This is a genomic window from Pseudarthrobacter sp. O4, assembly GCF_050157025.1.
Taxonomy (GTDB): Bacteria; Actinomycetota; Actinomycetes; order Actinomycetales; family Micrococcaceae; genus Arthrobacter.
In genome coordinates this window covers 1941266-1957413 of sequence record NZ_CP189591.1, presented here as the reverse complement: position 1 = coordinate 1957413, position 16148 = coordinate 1941266, and the positions used below count along the sequence as shown (strand labels likewise).

Genomic DNA, 16148 nt, shown 5'->3' with positions numbered 1-16148 from the left:
GAAATCTTTGGACTTTGAGGAAGGAACGCAATGAGCGCCATCAAGAACGCCGGGCTGAAGTCCACCGCGTGGGAGTGGGTTGAGGAGCAGAAGGAACAGCTCTCCGCCTGGCACACGAACATCTGGGAGCTCGCCGAACCGGCCTGGCGCGAGTACGAGTCCTGCGCCTGGTACGTGAAAACCCTGCGCGAACACGGCTTCACCGTGGAGGAAGGCAGCGGCGGCATGCCCACGGCCTTCGCCGCCGAGTGGACCAGCCCCGCCGGCCCCGGCGCCCGGATCCTGGGCTACGCCGAATACGACGCCATCCCCGGCAACTGCCAGGCCGCCTCCACCAAGCGTGAGCCCCGCACCGGGATGTCCCGGTTCGCGCCGGGCCACACGGACCCCCATTCCGCCCTGGGCATCTCCACGCTCGCCGGGTTCCTCGCGGCGAAGGACGCCATGGAACGGCACAGCATCCCGGGCACCCTGGTGTACACGGGCGAGCCGGCCGAGAAGGTCCAGGGTTCCAAGGTGGTCCATGGCCTGCGCGGCTACTACGACAACCTCGACGCCATCATTTCGTACCACCCGTTCTACATGATGCCGCTGTGCAACACCGCGCGCTGGGACACCCACTGCGGCTCCTATTACAGCAAGATCTACACGTTCACCTGCGACAACCCGGAAGGCTGGAACAACACCTACGGGGACAGCCCCATCCCGTCCTCGCATTCCGCTGCCCGGGCGCCCGGCGCCGACGCGGCACTGTTCACGATGTTCTCGCTGACCAAAACCACGCAGGATTCCATGCTCCCGCAGGCCGGCGGCTGGTCGCTGTCCGAGGCGATCCTCACCGCCGGCCAGGCGACGGCGGACAACCAGCCGGCCGGGCTGGCCCAGATCCAGTACTCCTGGCGCTGCCCGAGCCTGGCCGAAGCGGATTCGGTGCTCGCCGTGCTGGACCGCAACGCCGAACTGGCCGCGGCTGCCTCGCACTGCACCGTTAGCTCGCGCTGGGTGGCGCGCAACCGGCCTGGCATCGCCAACCACACGGTGGCGCAGCTGGCGTGGGAGAACATCGCCGCAGTCGGGGCCCCGGTTCTGGACGAGCGGGCCCGGGAGATCGGGCGCGAAATCCAGGCCTCGTGCGGGGTGGAGCCCATGGAGAACCCGTTCCACCCGGCGACGGCGGAACTGATCAGCCCGCAGGACGCCGAGACGGAGCTGCGCCGGCACATTCCGGCAACCCAGCAGAACTGGACCAGCGACGACTACGTGGAGATGACCTGGTACGCGCCCACCATCCGCTTCTACACCGCCCGGCCAACGCTGGCTCCGGACGGCAAGGGCACCGCGTACCCGGGCTGGGCCATGACGGCGATGGGCGGCATCCCGGAAACGATCGACCCCACGATCAAGGCCACCGGCAAGATGATCGCCGGCATGGTGCTGGACCTGGTGACCCAGCCTGACCTCCTGGCAGCGGCAAAGGCCGAGTTCGATGCCGAGAAGGTCCGCCGCGGTTCCGTTGCCCCGCTCCTGCCCGCCGAATTCACTGCGCCCACGGACTTCCGCTGGCCCGCATACATCGGTGAGGGCAAGGCCCGTGACTGGTGGATCCCGGTGTCCGAGGAAGCCTGGAACACGGCCCTGTAAAGCACCCCACGGCATATCGTCTAGACGCAAGCGGACGACGGCGGGGAGGTCCCGCCGTCGTCCGTTCACCGCTGCCGCGAAAGTGGCACTGATGGTGCGTGCTAGTGCCAGAGCCCCAGGGCGAACTCGGCGATCACGGTGGAGAGCAGGAAGGATGCGGTGACGGCGACCAGGCCCACGGGAATGATTTTCCAGCCGATGTTCTTCAGCAGCGGGATGTCCTTGCCCAGGGACAGGCCCGCGAGCGTCAGCATGACGGTGGCGATAGACAGGAAGTCGACCGACTTGATGACCGTTGTGAGCGCTTCCGCGCCGAAGAACCAGGGGCTGGAGATGTAGGCGCCGATGGTGGTGACGTAGACGATGGCCGATATTTTCCGGGTGACCTTCGCCAGCGCGATGCTGACCAGGACCAGGGCGAGCATGATTCCGTACCCGGCGACGATCGTCAGGCTGAATCCCTTGGCCGCCACCGAGGCTGTGCCGATGCCCAGGACCGTAAGGACTGACAGGGACAGCCACAGCGGGAGCTTGATGGCTGCCGAGGATTCGGCGACCCGTTCGCGGAACCGCCGGTTTTCTTCGGCCTGGGCCTCTTCCCGCTCAATGTCGGCCCGGCCGCGCTCTGCTGTGGCACCTGCCGCGGCGGCCCCTGCCGCGACGGCCGCGGCTTCGCGGGTCTGCTTGCGGGTGAGGACCTTGTAGAAACGGTCCGCCAGCGGCAGCGCGATGTAGATCCCGACGTAGACGCCAAGGATGGTGGTGATCAGGTTGGACACTGCCGCCATGCCGAGGATGGCCTCCTGGTCCCCGGGGTAGGCCGCGATGATGCTGGCCGAGGACGCCGCCATCATGGAGCCCGATCCCACGCCGGCACCCATGGCCAGGGCCAGGGGGTCGAAGATCTTCCAGTTCGCGACCAGCGACGTGAGCAGCGTGATGAACACGGCGCCGAAAAGGGTTCCGAAAACGTACATGGCCAGCACGCCCCGGTACTGGTCCGAATCGGGACCGTACTTTTCGGAGACCATGGCGAATGACGGTTCGCGGTCAAGGGAGAACGTGGCCCCTACCGTTGCCTTGCCCATCCGGAGCAGGACAGCCAGAGGGAGGGCCAGCGCGATGGTGCCCAGCAGGTGGCCCACTTCCTGCAGAAGCAGGGCGGGCCCGGCCTTGATCAGGCTGGGGAGGCTGGGGCCGATGTTGAACGCCAGCCTGGCCACCAGGAGCAGAACGGCCACGCCCACCAGGGCGGCTGCGATCCGTTGCAGGTCCAGGCCCAGGGGCTTGAACTTCTGGATGGAGACCAAAAGTCCCAGGATGAGGCCCCAGACCATGGGGAAGATGACGATTGCGCCGATTCCGAGGTCAATCTTGGCCTGGCCGATCAGCTGGACGGCTACGGCAATGACAAAGGCCAAGGCGGCGACCGGAAGCGTCAGCCGGGCACCAGCTTTGTCTATCCGCGCGGTTGTGGTGCTGGTACTCATGAGGTGCCTTCCTGGGTGAAAGTACGACGGCGGTATGCCGCTTTGATGAAGCGTGCTCTTTCGGTGGGGGTTGAGGCTGCGGCGGCGACGGTCCAGGCCAGCGCGGTGGCTGCCTCGAACATCACGCCGTACGCCTCCGGGGAGTCTGCAAGCGCGGCGAACTCGTGGGAGTGGATCGGTACGTCCGCACGGGGAATGCTTAGCCAGGGATGCAGGGACGGGATGACCTGGGAAATGTTGCCCATGTCGGTTGAGCCGCCGCTGAGGCCGGCCGCGGGCGAGGTGTCCTTGCCGAACGCCTCCATGGCCTCGGTCCAGTGCGCGGCCAGGGCGTTGTCCTGGAGCAGGGGTTCGTAGAGGGGCTCCGTTGCCTCAATGCTCAGCGTTGAGCCGGTGGCGAGTGCGGCCCCTTCGAAGCAGCGGCGGACGCGCTCCAGCAACGCCTCGTATTCCGCCAGGGTGAAGGCCCGGCACTCGAACTGGACCACCGCCCGTTCCGGAATGATGTTGGTGACGTGTCCGGCTTCGGCGACGTACAGGGCTATGCGGTGGTCGCCAGGGATCTGCTGACGCAGCAGCCCGACGGCGACCTGGCTCAGCACGGCGGCGTCTGCGGCGTTCACGCCATGATGCGGGGCTGCCGCCGCGTGGGCTGCCTTACCGGTGAAGGTCGCCTTGTACCGGCCCACGGCCTGGGCGCTGGTGCCTGCCGGGTTGTACGTCAGGCCGTCCTGGACGGGATGGACCATCAGCGCCAGGCCGACGCCGTCGAACGCTCCCCGTTCCAGCAGGAGGGCCTTGCCGCCGCCGTGTTCCTCGGCCGGCGTTCCGATGGCCTTCAGCGTGATGCCCAGCTGGTCCACGTAGGGCTGCAGGGCAAGGGCCGCGGCGACGGAGGCACCTGCGATCAGGTTGTGCCCGCAGGCGTGCCCGACGTCCGGGAGCGCATCGTATTCCACGCACAGGGCCACGGTGAGTTCGCCGCTGCCGGCGCTCGCGGTGAAGGCGGTGGGAAGGCCGCCGGCGCCGCGTTCAACCGCGAAGCCGCCGTCGGCCAGCAATGCTGCTGCCGCCTCGGCCGAGCGGACCTCCTCGAAGGACACCTCCTTGGCCGCGTGGATTTCCCGCGCCAGGGCCTGCACCTGCGGTTTCCAGCGTTCGACGCCGTCGGCAAGGGCGGCGCGGAGGGTTTCCATTGCGGCGGTTGTGTCTGTCAGTTCCATGAGTATCTGCCTGCTCTAGTCGGACGCTTTAGTAGGACAGCGACGGGAAGGGAACGCCTGCTGCGCGCGTGGGCACCCAGATGGCCTTCGTCTGGGTGTACTCGTCCAGGACGCCGGGACCGGAGGAACGGCCGTGACCGGAATCGCCGAAGCCGCCGAACGGGACTGCCACGTGGATGGTCTTGTAGGAGTTGATCCAAAACGTGCCGGCCTTCACCTCGCGGGCAATGTGATGGGCGCGGGAGACATCGGAGGTCCACACCGCACCGGCCAGGCCGAAGTTCGTGTTGTTGGCGCGGGCAATGGCCTCCGCTTCCGTGTCGAACGCGTCCGCCCCCACCACGGGACCGAAAACCTCCGTGGTTTCGAGGCGGTTCTCGGGCGTCACCCCGTCGAGCAGGGTCGGCATGACCCAGTGCCCGCCTGCCAGAGGGGACCCGGCGATTGCATCCGGAAGCGTCGCTCCGGTGACCCGGCGTCCGCCGTCGTTCAGTCCTGCCTCGATGAGGGAGTTGACGGTGGCGAACTGCTGGGCCGTGATGATCGGGCCCACCTCGGTGTCCGCGCTGAGCGGGTCGCCGACGCGCAGCCGCGCGGCCCGGTCGGCCACAAGTTCAATGAACTGTGCGTGCACGCTGCGCTCCACCAGGAGCCGTGATCCGGCGACGCATGACTGCCCCGCACCGGAGAAGATCGCCGAGATGGCGCCGTCGGCGGCACGGTCCAGATCGGCGTCGGCGAACACTATGTTCGCGCTTTTGCCGCCGAGTTCCAGCAGGGCGGGAATCCCGGCCTGCGCGGCCGCGACAGCCACCTGGCGCCCGGTGGGGACGGAGCCGATGAAGCTGACTTTGCCGACGCGCCGGTCGGTGGTGAGGGCCGCGCCCACGGTCTGTCCCAGCCCAGCCGCCACGTTGAACACGCCTGCCGGCAGCCCCGCTTCGTGAGCCAGCTGGGCGAGCCGGACCGAAGAGGCCGGGGTGAATTCACTGGGCTTGATGATCACGGCGTTGCCGGCGGCCAGCGGGGCGGCGGAATTCCAGCCCGCCGTGAACAGGGGAGCGTTCCACGGGGTGATGGCGACGACGACGCCCCACGGGACGCGTTCGGTGTAGGTGTGCCACGGCCCGGGAACGGGAATGGTCTGCCCCGTCAGTTTGTCGGCCCAGCCCGCGTAGTAGCCGAACATTTCAGCCACTTTGGCAGCTTCGACGCGGGCGTCACGGATGGGCTTTCCCGTGGTGGCTGACTCGAGGATGGCAAGTTCCTCCGCGTGTGCTTCCACGACGCGGCTGACGTTGCGCAGGATGGCCGCCCGTTCGAATCCGTTCATCGCGCCCCAGGCCGATGCACCGGCCGTTGAGCTTTCCAGGATGGCGTTGGCGCCCTCGGCGCCGGGGTCGGCGTAGGTGGCAAAGGGTTCCCCGGTGGCCGCGGCAGTGAGCGTGATGCTCTCGCCGCTGCCCGGAACGGTCCGGCCGTCAAGGAAGGCGCCGAGGCCGGCCGGGAAGGCCGCGTCCAGGACCGCCCGGACGGTCGCCGCCGAGGAGGAGGCGGGTGCGGTGGTGAGGCTCAATGTGGTGTTCCTTTACGGCTGGGGGCTGGGGGCTCAGGCGAAGGCAGTGGTGCTGTTTGTGGTGCCAGGTGCGCCGGCGGGTGTGATGGCCGGGGCGACGGTCCTCGCGATTTCGGTGAAGTCCGCACGCGGTCCGAGGACGGCCAGGGCGTCCTGCCACTGGCCCGCCACGGCCGCCAGCAGGGCCGGGCTTTCGCCGATTTGCGCGGCGACCTCCACGGCGAGGGCGGCGTCCCGTGCCATGAGGCCCAGGGAGAACCCTGAATCGTGGGTGCCGGTGAGCACCCAGGTGGGATACATGTTCGCGGAGACTTTGCTGCCGCCGGAGGCTTCGCTGATACTCGCTGCCGCCTTGGCAGGATCGATGCCGTAGGCCTTGGCGACGCCCAAGGCCTCGCCCACGGAGACCAGGTTCGCGGCTGCCAGGACGTTGTTGAGGAGCTTGACCACGTTGCCGCTGCCGGGGCCACCGATGTGGTTGTACTTGCCGCCGGTGAGGGCCTGCAGGACTGGCTCGGCGGCGGCCAGAGCCGCATCGGTTGCTCCGACGAAGGCGCTCAGTGATCCCGTTGCTGCCCCGTCGCGGCCGCCGGAGACCGGCGCGTCCACGAAGGCCGCCCCTTGTGCTTCGGCAAGGGCGGCCATGAGTTTGCTGGTGGCCGGTTCGGAGGTGGTGGTGTCAATGATCGCGACGGTTCCCGGTGCCGCCAGGAGCTGGGGCACGGTGGTTTCGACGATGCTGGCGGCGGGCAGGGAGAGAACCGCGTAAGGGGTTCCGGCGATATCGGCAAGGTTGGCAGTGGTACGAATTCCCGTGTCGGAGGCGGCGGCCCTGGCTGCCTCGGAGGGGTCGAAACCGGTGACATCCCAGCCGGCCTGGTGGAGCGTGGCGGCCATCGCCCCGCCCATGGAGCCGAGGCCTATGACGGCTATGCGGCGGTCGGTGCTGGTGTTCATGAACTACTCCTGGAAAAGGCACGCGGGTGAGGGAGAGGCAAGGGGTGCCGGGGGTCAGTCGAGGTAGATGTCCAGGTCTTTCCACAGCTGCTGGGTGCGGCGGATGGCGGCGCGGCTGCGTTCGGGGTGCGCTGCCTCCATTCCCGCGAGCAGGCCGTAGACCAACGAGTTTGCGGCGGTGACGGACTGGAAGAAGGAGATTCCTTCCGAGGCCACCACCAGGAGGTGGTCAGCCGCAGCTGCCAGGCGGCCGCGGCGCATGTCGCTGATGGCAATCACCGTGGCGCCTGCCTGCTTGGCGGCCTCGGCGGTGACGATGATCTGCCGTATCGAGCGCCACATGTTGATGACCACCAGGACGTCCCCTTCTCCAAGGGTGTTGGTGCTGGAAGCGAGGTGGACGCCGCCGCGGTTCTCCAGCGTGATGGGGTATCCCATGGTGGAGCCCAGGTGCGCCATCACGCTGGCGGGGCCGGCGAAGGAGCCCAGCCCGACGACGGTGATGGACTTGGCGGCGGCCATGGCCGCGATGGCGGCCTCGGCGTCGTCGGCCGTATTGGAGTCCAGGGTCAGGCGCAGATTCTCGATGTCGTGGTTGAGCGCGTCATGCAGGGGGCTGCGGTGTTCGCCGTGCTCGGTCAGGGTGTCCTCGGTGGAGATCATCACGAGGTACCGGGAGCGCAGTTCCCGCTGGAGATCAGGCCAGCCCCGGTAGCCCAGATGCTGGGCTGCGCGGACCACCGTGGAGTTGTTGACGTCGGCGCGCTGGGCAATCTCGGCGATGTCGGCGTAGGAGGAGAGCTGCGGATTGCGGCCGATGACATCGACCACCCGGCTCTGGGCCTTGGACAGCGGAACGTCCGGAAACACGTCACCGAGCCAGGCATGGGAAACGTTCCCGGCGCCAGTGCCGCCGGCCGCGTTGGCTTCCAGATCGGCCGCATTGGTGTTCAAGTCCGGACCTCTTCTGTAACGTGGATCACTCTGCAAGGCTGATTGCATCAAATGTACTATGCAATTTCGTTTGCGACTAGTGGTTTGCGTTTCAGGCTTGTAAATCCTCAACCTGTTCAACAGGAGCGAGAGGTTCCGGGCTATTTCAGATGGCCGTTGTGGTGGCCGCGTGACTGCGCCACCATGATCCTATGGATGCTGAAATACCGAACGCCGAGGAGCTGAACCTTCCCCAGGCTTTGCTCCTTCTGGCAACGAACGACAAGGACGGCGAACCTGACGTGCCGCAGTCCGTGCTCAGGGCCGCCGTGGCAGGGGCAATACTGGCCGAGCTGGACCTGCTCGGTGCAATCAAGCTGCAGGGCAAGCACGTGAGGGCTACCGGCACCGCCCCGCAAACGGACTTCCAGCACCAGCTGGAACTCATCCGTGACAAATCACGGCAGCACACTCCCAAGCGCTGGGTCTCGATGCTGGAGAGCCGCGCCGAACTGCACCGTGTCTACGAGGGCATGGTTTCGCTGGGCATCGTGGATCATGTCGGCGAGAGACACCTCGGCCTGTTCAGGACCACGCGGTACCCGGAGAAGGACCACGCTCCGGAAGCTGCGCTCTTGCAAAAGATCCACGCCGCACTCAGCGGGGCGCCGCCCGATTCCGCGCCGTCCGATTCCGGAACGTCTGATCCAAGGACCACGGCCCTGATCGCACTGCTCCACGCGGCAGGGCTGCTCGAGAAGTTCTTCCCGGCGGCGGATCAAGGCAGGGCAAGGGAACTAGCGAAGGGCCATTGGCCTTCCCGCGCCGTGGCAAAAGAACTTCGCATGGTCAAACTGGCGGAGGCAGAAGCCGCAACCTAGCCAACCGTCGTCGGCTGCTTGTCGGCGCTGTAGGTCAGTGGGCCTCCAACGCCAGAGAACGACGGCGGGAAGTCACGCCGTCGTTCTCTCTCGGTTGCACGCGTGGGGACAGTCGAATACTTGCTGATGTCCCCACGCCACGCCACGCAACGACGTCGGCGGGAGACTCCCGCCGACGTCGTTGGGTTTACTAGGCCGAAACTGCCTCGAGGTTGGCTTCGCTTTGGTTGAGGCTGAGCGTGAAGGTGTTCGGGCCGCTGGCGTGGACCGCGATGTTGCTCTTGGCGGTGTTGTGCCGGACCGAGAGGTCGTGGACCAGGGCGTCCAGCTCGTGGTGCATCGTGGAGCGGTCCCAAAGCTTGTGGGTTACGGAGTTGGCAGTTTCAAACGTCATTGTTCAGTGCTTCCATTCATGAATCCGGATGTCCGGCTGCCGCACCGATGCGGAGCCGCCGTGGGGCCAGGAACGCCTGAGACCTCTGGGCAGCTCTGCGAGCTCACCGGTTTGGCCTCATTGCGTCCACCAGGATGGGTAAAACTGTGCCGCTGATCCACTGCCTGCGCATAGCTCCGGAGTGGTCAGGGCTGCTGTGGCGGGAATTTGGGTTCCCTGCCGTGCCTTTCCATAGTGCATGGCGCGGCGCAAACGACTCAAGCTAGATGGCGATTTTTGTGGGTGAGTCTCATCACAGCTGGTGGCTATGGTGGTGGAGCCGGGCGGGCCGTGACGGTTGCGTGCTCCGCACCCAGGTCCTGAAGGCGGCCCGAGTATTCGAGTTCGCCATCTGCCACCGGCAGCATCTTGCCGGTTGGGCTTCTAATCACACAGCAGGAGTCCCTTGGACCGAAAAGCGGCAACATATTGCCGGCACCTCCTTCGCCTACGATCCGGACTACCTGGAAGCAGGACTCCCCGGCGTGGCCACGACCCTGCCGGCGCGGGACGTGGTCATCGAGACTCCGGGCGGCGGACTGCCCGCGTTCTTCACAGGGCTCCTACCCGAAGGTCACCGCCTCACAGTCCTGAAGGATGCGGCCAAGACAAGCCTCAGCGACGAACTGACGCTGCTCCTGGCAGTCGGCGCCGACGCTCCCGGTGACGTGCAGATCGTCCCGGCCGGTGAAACACCCGCCGAACCGGACCCGCTGGCCGATATTACTGACCCGTCTCACCTGGACTTTGGTGCTCTGGCGGTAGCGGTAGACCTCCATGCCCTGCCCGGCGTCCAGCCAAAGGCCAGCGCCTCCAGGCTCTCGGCACCGCTGGCAGCCCGCGGCGGCCGGTACGTCCTCAAGCTGGATCCGCCGAACCACCCGCACCTGGTCCACAACGAGGCCATGCACCTTGCAGCGGCAAAAGCGCTGAAAATCCCCGTCTCGACCGCTTCCGTCGTCCAGGACCGGAACGGCCTGCCGGGCCTCCTGGTCACCCGTTTCGACCGGACGAGCGACGGCGACGAGTGGCGGCACCTGGCGATGGAAGACGGCGCCCAGGTCCTGGGTCTGCCGCCGTCGTCCAAGTACAACGTGACCTCTGAGGAGGTTGTTGCCGCCCTCGCCGGCGCCAGCAAGGCACCCGTCGTCGCCGTCAGGAACCTGTACCTCCAGTTCGTATTCGCCTGGCTGACCGGCAACGGCGACCTGCACGCCAAGAACGTCGCCATCCTGGGAGACCGGCGCGGAGGCTTCGTCGTGGCGCCGGTCTACGACATCCCCTGCACCCTCCTCTACGGGGACGACACCATGGCGCTGCCGGTGGCCGGCCGGGCAAAGAATTTGAGGGCCAGGCACTGGCAGGAGTTCGCGGACTCTATCGGCCTTCCCCAGCGGGCAGCCGCATCGGCGAATGCGCTCGCCCTGCGTGCAGAAGCCGGGATCGACCTGGAAGCTCTGCCGTTCACCGGCTCACCGCTCAATCACACGGTCCGGGAGCTGCGGCACCGGCGTCAGGAGCTATCCGGCTAGGTACTTCTACCCAACGGACGCGTCCGAGAGACGCATCGCGGTAGGGGCGATTTCCTTACAACAGCTCCTGAACGTGCAGGCTGAGCCACAAAACCACTGTGTCTTCGGGCTGGTCCACATCAATTCCAAAAAGTTCCCGAAGACGCCGCAAGCGATAGCGGAGCGTATTCTGGTGCACCGAAAGCGCCGCTGAGGTTTTGGCGGAATCGCGGGAGAAATCGAGGTAGGTGCGCAAGGTTTTCGCGTATTCGGTTCCTGATTCGGCGTCGTACTTCAGCATGCTGGCCGCGGCCGGGGACATAAGACGGGGCGTGTTCCGGAACAGTGCACCGAGTTCCAGCAGGGTCAGGCGGCTGCGCACTTCCTGGGCGTTGGCATAGTCACCGGCGCTCCGCCCGGAGGCGAGCATCAGCAGGACGAGGTCCGCGTCGTGCCGGGACCGGCTGATATCTGCGGCGGTGGTGACGGTAGAGCCCGTTGACGCCCGCAGCTTGACCCGCAGCGAAGCCGCTGAGCGCTCGATCAGGCGGCGGGCCAGGGTCTCAATGGACCCGGGACCTGAGGCGGGGGCCTCGGCGAACAACGCATAAATGGTGGTGCCGATGAGTACGCACTGCGCACCTTGCCGGTGCGCTTCGCATTGGGTCGTGACAAGGTCGACGAGCCGGATCAGGGACAACTCGTCGGACTGCCCGAGCTCCAGTTGGAAAGCCACGACGACGAAGGGGGCCGAGTGCTTCAGCCCGAGCTGTTCCGCGACGAGCTGGACGTCGTCTCCGCCTTCGAGAAGCCGGCGGAGGAGCTCGGCCCGTTGTTGCCGCGCAAGGTCAATCGTGCTTCGTGCCCTCAGGATGTGGAGGACTGCGATATCCGCGGCACGCTCCAGTGCCTGCTCCGCGTCGGAATCCAGGTCCCCGCTGGCGTCGACTACCCAGATAGACCCCAGCGGTTGGTTACCGGCGCGAACAGCGATGGCCAGACGGTCCATCGCCGGACGGACCCCTTCAATGCGCACGGCGCCGCGGGACCGGAACACGGCGGCATATTGACCGGCATTCTCCGGTAGGTAGGGAACCTGGCGCCCCAGGATTCCGTTCCGCCGGTCGTCGTCGATCGGTTGGTGGGGCAGGGTGGAATATGCGAGAACTTGTTCCTGGAGGTTTTCGATGGCGGTGGCACCGCCCACCAGTGCGGCAATGGCGTTGGCCAGGGCAAACAGGTCACCCACTCCGAGTGGCGAGTGCGATCTGCTGGCTTCCGCGGAGGCACTGAGGGCCGAGTCCAGGAGCGCGTCGAGTTGCCGCCACCCCACGGCGTCGTCCACGACCAACAGTGCTATGCCGGCCTGGTCAGCGGTGTTCGCGAGTTCTTCGATGTCCTGCGAGAGCTGCTTGAGGACGATCGCGCCGAAGCCTGCCTGCGCTGCGTCCCGGACCACGACGGCTGTTTCCGGTGCTGCGGGGTGGAGTCCTATCCCCAGCAAGATCCCTCCGCGGAACCCTTCCAAAGGGGCGAGGGGGTCATAGAGTGTTGGGCTCGTCAGGGAGAGCCTGGGTGAATTTCCGTGTGAGCGGAGAACCAGTCCGGAGCTCGCCAGTACTTGCAGGAGGTCAGGCAATTCGATGCTGTCCGGGGTTTTCGGGATGGTTGCCACAAGGTGTAAATCTACTGCTCCTAGTGCTGACCCACAATATTCAGTGCCGATGTTGGTGCCCGGCACCGAAGTCAGGCCGTAGGGGCCAAGCCCATAGTTGATGCATGTCACTTATCGTTGAAGCCAATCCAACAGCACGCCAGGCCGGGGCAGCGGCAGCCGCGGCAGCAGCCAGGGCCGGCGTCCGAGTCGTCGATGAACATGACCGCGACAGGCTCAGGGACGTTGAAGGGCTGCTCATTGCGATCTGGGGAATGTCTTCCCACGGAGCGCCTATTCCTTTCGACTTGCTGCGCAGCATCTCCCACGCGGGCTGCAATGTTTCCGCTGCGTACAACGCGGACGGGGTGCTGTGTGGAGCCGCCGTTGGCATCGTCTCCCCCGGTGGAGCGGCCACCTATTCCCTGATCGCCGGTGTCCTGCCCGGCGCGGCGGACAAAGGCGTCGGTTTCGCCCTCAAACAGCATCAGCGGGCGTGGTCGCTTGCCCGCGGAATCGAAACGATCACGTGGACCTTTGACCCGCTGGTCAGCCGGAACGCTCGTTTCAACCTCACCAAACTAGGAGCCCATGCCTTCGAGTACGCCCGGGATTTTTACGGCGAAATGCACGACGACATCAACGCCAATGATGAAAGCGACCGGCTCGTCGCCATTTGGCCCTTGTCCTCCAAGCGGAGCATCAGCTGCAGCGAAGGCTCCGTCGAAGAACTGGAACTGCCCGAAACGGCCCTGAACAACATTCTGGAGTACGGCCCGGACTCCAGGCCGGTACTCCTCGAAACCCCGGACACCCTCTGGTGCCGTGCACCGCAGGACATCGTGGCGCTGAGGGCCGCGAGCTCCGATGAAGCAGGAATGTGGCGGTTGCGGATCCGCGGGATCTTCGAATCGGCCTTCGCCTCCGGCTACAACGCGTCCGGAGTCACACGGACCGGCTGGTACCGGCTGACAAAAACCAACCAGGCATGACCCTTACCCAACACCAGGAGTACAGAATGCGCCCCAGCAATCGTGCAGTTACCGCGCGTATCGCGCGCCAGGTCCTTGGCGCTGCCAGCCTGACCCTCGCCGTCGGACTAACGGCCTGTTCGGGAGGAGCAGTGCCGGTCGCGGATTCGCAGACTTTCTCCGCCGCCGACGTCGACCCCGCCGCAGCAGCGGCCCTGCCCGAGCGCTACAAATCAGCCGGAGTCATCAAGGTGGCATCGGACATTCCGTATCCGCCGATGGAGATGTTCGATGAAAACCAAAAACTCACGGGTCTGGACTACGACCTCGCCCAGGCTTTGGGCGCGAAGCTCGGGGTGCGGCTGGAACTGCAGACGCAGGCTTTCGACAGCATCATTCCGTCGCTGCAGTCGGGCAAAAACGACATCATCATGTCAGGGATGAACGACACCGCTGAGCGTCAGGAGACCCTGGACTTCGTGGACTACTTCCATGCCGGGTTCTCCATCCTCGTGCCCGAGGGTAACCCGGACAGCATCACAACCGTGCTGGACCTTTGCGGCAGGAACGTTGCGGTGCAGAAGGCGACTGTGCAGGCGGAGATTCTTCGCAGCTATGACCAGCAGTGCAAGGACAAGGGAGCAGAACCGGTGAGCGTTTCCGAGCTGCCGCTGGAAACGGATGTACAGACTGCCGTACGTTCCGGAAAAGCCGCAGCCGACGTCGTCGATTCCGCCGCGGCAGCCTACGCCGCCAAGACTGCCGGGGACGGCAAGATCTTCGACATCGTCAAGGACCCCGCAAACCCGGCCGGCTACAACCCGGTCTACACCGGGATCGGTGTCCTGAAAAAGGATGCGGAGCTCAGCAAGGCGGTGCTGGCAGCCCTTCAGGCGGTCATCGCCGACGGCGGCTATGACAAGATCCTCGAGAAGTACGACCTCTCCGATTACATGGTCAAGGAAACCGGCCTCAACTTGGGTACGGCCAAACCATGAAACAGGCAAACACGCTCCCCTCCCGGGAGGTACCGGCAGGGACCGCAACCGAAACCGCAATCGTCAGCACTGCCGACGACGACGTTGTAGCCGTTCCGTTGCGGCACCCGTGGCGCTGGGTAGTCGCGGCGGCGTTGGCTCTCGGGTTGGTGGCCCTTTTTTCATCGCTGTGGTCCAACCCGAACATCGACCACTCCACCATCAACAACTACCTTTTCCACCCCCGGATCCTCGGCGGAATAGGCCTTACCCTGGTGCTGACGGTCGTGTCCATGCTGGTCTCCACGCTGCTTGGCGTGCTGCTCGCGGTGATGCGGCTTTCCAAAAATCCGGTGATGAACGCCTTCGCCTGGCTTTACGTGTGGGTATTCCGCGGCACCCCCTTGTTGATCCAGATTGTCTTCTGGGGCTACCTGGGGCTGCTCTATTCACAGATTTCCCTCGGCGTCCCGTTCACTGACTTCACGGTGTTCTCAGTAGACACCAACGCCCTGGTTCCGGCGTTCACGGCAGGGCTGCTGGCCATGACGCTGAACCAGGCCGCGTATTCAGCGGAAATAATCCGGGGCGGGCTGCTTTCAGTGGATACCGGCCAGCACGAGGCCGCGTACTCCCTCGGGATGTCACCGGCCTTCGCCCTATTCCGGGTGGTGCTGCCGCAAGCGATGCGCGTGATCATTCCGCCGATGGGCAACGAGACCATCTCGATGCTGAAAAACACCTCGCTGTTGTCTGTCATCGCGGTACTCGAGCTTTACACCGTGGCCACCCAAATCTCTTCGCAGAACCTCCGCCAAGTGGAACTGCTCGTAGTGGTCAGCTGCTGGTACCTCTTCCTGACCACGGTGCTCTCCGTTCCGCAGTACTACCTGGAACGGCACTACGGCCGCGGAAACGCACGCCAGCAGGCCCCCACACCCCTGGGCAGGATGCTGTCGGCGCTCCGCAAAGGCAAGCCCCACGCAGAATCGAAAGGACTCCAGCCATGACCGAGGCCCTCGCCACCCATGAGCACGCGATCGGCTCCGCCGCCCAGCCGCTCCTCGTTGCCAGCAACGTCCGCAAGCACTACGGCAGCGTGGAGGTATTGAAGGGCATCTCGCTGGCTGTCAACGCCGGGGAGGTCATGTGCCTTTTAGGCCCATCCGGTTCCGGCAAGTCCACCTTCCTGCGCTGCATCAATCATTTGGAGCGGATCGACGGCGGACGGATTTCCGTCGGCGGAGACCTGATCGGCTATACCCAGCGTCAGGACCGGATTTTTGAAATGAATCCCCGTCAAGTGGCCAGGCAGCGGCGGGGCATCGGCATGGTGTTTCAGCGCTTCAATCTCTTCCCACATATGACTGCCTTGGAGAACATCTCGGCTGCGCCGGTGGGAGTGAAAAAAGTGCCCAGGCAGCAAGCGCTCAAGCGAGGAATGGAACTGCTGGAGCGGGTGGGCCTGGCACACCTGGCGAAGGCCTATCCGGCGCAGCTTTCCGGAGGTCAGCAGCAGCGGGTAGCGATTGCCAGGGCGCTGGCCATGGATCCCCAACTTTTGCTGTTCGATGAGCCGACGAGCGCCCTGGACCCGGAACTGGTAGGCGACGTCCTCGACGTTATGCGCACGCTGGCCGCCGATGGCATGACGATGATTGTTGTCACTCATGAGATTGGCTTCGCCCGTAGCGCTGCAGACAACGTCGTCTTTATGGACGGCGGCGTGGTGGTGGAATCAGGAGCACCGGCAGCCGTGCTGGACAACCCGCAAAACCCCCGGACCATCGCCTTCCTCAACAGCGTCATGTAAGCGGCCCCCTATGCACCACCAAACCAAATGTCATGTTTGACGGCTGCGGTTGGGCTGCTCCATGCCTTGTACCTCGTTCCTACCCTCC

The 16148-nt window shown here is 65.4% G+C and carries 14 protein-coding genes; 7 read left to right on the top strand and 7 right to left on the bottom strand.

The genetic code is table 11. The features are described 5' to 3' along the window. The first annotated feature begins 30 nt into the window (after window positions 1–30). Window positions 31–1641: an amidohydrolase gene (locus ACQCSU_RS09000; RefSeq protein WP_426979399.1), complete on the top strand. Its 1611-nt coding sequence runs from the start codon at window positions 31–33 to the stop codon at window positions 1639–1641. 101 nt (window positions 1642–1742) lie between these two features. On the opposite strand, the gene ACQCSU_RS08995 is transcribed toward ACQCSU_RS09000, so the two are convergent. Genes ACQCSU_RS08995 through ACQCSU_RS08975 form a run of 5 tightly spaced genes read right to left on the bottom strand, consistent with a single transcriptional unit; the run spans window position 1743 to window position 7841 of the window. Then, window positions 1743–3131, bottom strand: coding sequence for a DUF3100 domain-containing protein (locus ACQCSU_RS08995; protein ID WP_426979398.1), 1389 nt, complete (start codon window positions 3129–3131; stop codon window positions 1743–1745). Next, window positions 3128–4354, bottom strand: a complete 1227-nt coding sequence (locus ACQCSU_RS08990) for an amidohydrolase (RefSeq protein WP_426979397.1) — start codon at window positions 4352–4354, stop codon at window positions 3128–3130. The genes ACQCSU_RS08995 and ACQCSU_RS08990 overlap by 4 nt, the downstream gene beginning before the upstream one ends. 28 nt (window positions 4355–4382) lie before the next feature. Then, window positions 4383–5930 (bottom strand): aldehyde dehydrogenase family protein, encoded by a 1548-nt coding sequence (locus ACQCSU_RS08985; RefSeq protein ID WP_426979396.1) that lies wholly within the window; start codon window positions 5928–5930, stop codon window positions 4383–4385. Between the two features lie 33 nt (window positions 5931–5963). Continuing rightward, entirely contained in the window at window positions 5964–6887 is a 924-nt protein-coding gene (locus tag ACQCSU_RS08980; protein WP_426979395.1) for an NAD(P)-dependent oxidoreductase, read from the bottom strand. Between the two features lie 54 nt (window positions 6888–6941). Then, complete coding sequence (locus tag ACQCSU_RS08975; RefSeq protein WP_426979394.1) at window positions 6942–7841, bottom strand: MurR/RpiR family transcriptional regulator; 900 nt, start codon at window positions 7839–7841, stop codon at window positions 6942–6944. Window positions 7842–8032: 191 nt separating this feature from the next. Here ACQCSU_RS08975 and ACQCSU_RS08970 point away from each other — a divergent pair, with 191 nt between their 5' ends. Continuing rightward, window positions 8033–8701 (top strand): GOLPH3/VPS74 family protein, encoded by a 669-nt coding sequence (locus ACQCSU_RS08970; protein ID WP_426979393.1) that lies wholly within the window; start codon window positions 8033–8035, stop codon window positions 8699–8701. Between the two features lie 190 nt (window positions 8702–8891). Here the strand turns inward: ACQCSU_RS08970 and ACQCSU_RS08965 are convergent, their stop codons facing one another. Beyond that, on the bottom strand, window positions 8892–9095 hold the full coding sequence (locus ACQCSU_RS08965) for a hypothetical protein (protein ID WP_426979392.1): 204 nt from the start codon (window positions 9093–9095) through the stop codon (window positions 8892–8894). A 278-nt stretch (window positions 9096–9373) separates the two neighbouring features. On the opposite strand from ACQCSU_RS08965, the gene ACQCSU_RS08960 reads away from it, so the two are divergent. After that, a complete protein-coding gene (locus ACQCSU_RS08960) occupies window positions 9374–10666 on the top strand; it encodes a type II toxin-antitoxin system HipA family toxin (protein WP_426979391.1) in 1293 nt (430 codons plus the stop codon). 55 nt (window positions 10667–10721) lie between these two features. On the opposite strand, the gene ACQCSU_RS08955 is transcribed toward ACQCSU_RS08960, so the two are convergent. Beyond that, window positions 10722–12320 carry a PucR family transcriptional regulator gene (locus ACQCSU_RS08955; RefSeq protein WP_426979390.1) on the bottom strand — a complete coding sequence of 533 codons (1599 nt, stop codon included), beginning with the start codon at window positions 12318–12320 and terminating at the stop codon, window positions 10722–10724. Between the two features lie 104 nt (window positions 12321–12424). Here ACQCSU_RS08955 and ACQCSU_RS08950 point away from each other — a divergent pair, with 104 nt between their 5' ends. The 4 genes from ACQCSU_RS08950 to ACQCSU_RS08935 are packed head-to-tail and all read left to right on the top strand — an operon-like array spanning window position 12425 to window position 16060. After that, complete coding sequence (locus ACQCSU_RS08950; protein WP_426979389.1) at window positions 12425–13291, top strand: GNAT family N-acetyltransferase; 867 nt, start codon at window positions 12425–12427, stop codon at window positions 13289–13291. A gap of 26 nt (window positions 13292–13317) precedes the next feature. Next, on the top strand, window positions 13318–14268 hold the full coding sequence (locus ACQCSU_RS08945; RefSeq protein WP_426979388.1) for an ABC transporter substrate-binding protein: 951 nt from the start codon (window positions 13318–13320) through the stop codon (window positions 14266–14268). Next, window positions 14265–15257: an amino acid ABC transporter permease gene (locus ACQCSU_RS08940; protein WP_426979387.1), complete on the top strand. Its 993-nt coding sequence runs from the start codon at window positions 14265–14267 to the stop codon at window positions 15255–15257. Before ACQCSU_RS08945 ends, ACQCSU_RS08940 begins: the two co-directional genes overlap by 4 nt. Beyond that, window positions 15254–16060, top strand: coding sequence for an amino acid ABC transporter ATP-binding protein (locus ACQCSU_RS08935; RefSeq protein ID WP_426979386.1), 807 nt, complete (start codon window positions 15254–15256; stop codon window positions 16058–16060). The genes ACQCSU_RS08940 and ACQCSU_RS08935 overlap by 4 nt, the downstream gene beginning before the upstream one ends. Window positions 16061–16148: the final 88 nt, after the last annotated feature.

What these genes read in the sequence shown, in the direction of transcription:
- ACQCSU_RS08940 (WP_426979387.1), top strand. Translation starts at nt 14,265, where the DNA reads ATGAAACAGGCAAACACGCTCCCCTCCCGGGAGGTACCGGCAGGGACC.
- ACQCSU_RS08995 (WP_426979398.1), bottom strand. Translation starts at nt 3,131, where the DNA reads ATGAGTACCAGCACCACAACCGCGCGGATAGACAAAGCTGGTGCCCGG.
- ACQCSU_RS08950 (WP_426979389.1), top strand. Translation starts at nt 12,425, where the DNA reads ATGTCACTTATCGTTGAAGCCAATCCAACAGCACGCCAGGCCGGGGCA.
- ACQCSU_RS08935 (WP_426979386.1), top strand. Translation starts at nt 15,254, where the DNA reads ATGACCGAGGCCCTCGCCACCCATGAGCACGCGATCGGCTCCGCCGCC.
- ACQCSU_RS08990 (WP_426979397.1), bottom strand. Translation starts at nt 4,354, where the DNA reads ATGGAACTGACAGACACAACCGCCGCAATGGAAACCCTCCGCGCCGCC.
- ACQCSU_RS08945 (WP_426979388.1), top strand. Translation starts at nt 13,318, where the DNA reads ATGCGCCCCAGCAATCGTGCAGTTACCGCGCGTATCGCGCGCCAGGTC.
- ACQCSU_RS08965 (WP_426979392.1), bottom strand. Translation starts at nt 9,095, where the DNA reads ATGACGTTTGAAACTGCCAACTCCGTAACCCACAAGCTTTGGGACCGC.
- ACQCSU_RS09000 (WP_426979399.1), top strand. Translation starts at nt 31, where the DNA reads ATGAGCGCCATCAAGAACGCCGGGCTGAAGTCCACCGCGTGGGAGTGG.
- ACQCSU_RS08980 (WP_426979395.1), bottom strand. Translation starts at nt 6,887, where the DNA reads ATGAACACCAGCACCGACCGCCGCATAGCCGTCATAGGCCTCGGCTCC.
- ACQCSU_RS08970 (WP_426979393.1), top strand. Translation starts at nt 8,033, where the DNA reads ATGGATGCTGAAATACCGAACGCCGAGGAGCTGAACCTTCCCCAGGCT.